Below are 399 nucleotides of genomic sequence, written 5' to 3'. Positions count from 1 at the left end.
CCGGAGCCGGTCGCCCAGCAGCAACCCTCGAACGATAACCACGCCAGTACCTCCGGGGGCTGGCTCAACACTGGAAGCGGACCATGGCTCTGACAGCGCAGCAGATGCTCGACAAGTACCTGGAGGCTGAGGCCGCGGTGCTGGAAGGGCGGACGGTGATCTTCAACGGACGCACCCACACGATGGAGGACATCGAGAAGATCCGCGCCGGCCGCCGGGAATGGGAGCGCCGTGCAGCGGCAGAACAGGACCGCGCCGCCGGTCGCCGCCCCGGCCCGGCTCTGGCGGAGTTCAGCTGATGAACCTGATCGATCGACTGCTGAAACCCTGGGCCCCCGGTCTGGTGGCTCGGCGCCTGGCCGCCCGCGAGGCGATCCTGGCGTACGAGGCCGCCAAGCC

The 399-nt window shown here is 69.2% G+C and carries 1 protein-coding gene; it reads left to right on the top strand.

Annotated elements, in window-relative coordinates:
* Positions 1 to 83: 83 nt before the first annotated feature.
* Positions 84 to 299: a DUF6148 family protein gene (locus tag QSJ95_RS32565; RefSeq protein WP_285647890.1), complete on the top strand. Its 216-nt coding sequence runs from the start codon at positions 84 to 86 to the stop codon at positions 297 to 299.
* The last annotated feature ends 100 nt before the right edge of the window (positions 300 to 399 follow it).

It is taken from the genome of Pseudomonas sp. NBRC 100443 (assembly GCF_030268185.1).
Lineage (GTDB): Bacteria > Pseudomonadota > Gammaproteobacteria > Pseudomonadales > Pseudomonadaceae > Pseudomonas > Pseudomonas citronellolis.
The sequence above is the reverse complement of the archived record's forward strand: the minus strand, read 5'-3'. Positions and strand labels throughout refer to the sequence as shown.

Bases quoted from the DNA above. Each gene is read 5' to 3' on its own strand.
- QSJ95_RS32565 (WP_285647890.1), top strand. From the start codon at position 84: ATGGCTCTGACAGCGCAGCAGATGCTCGACAAGTACCTGGAGGCTGAG.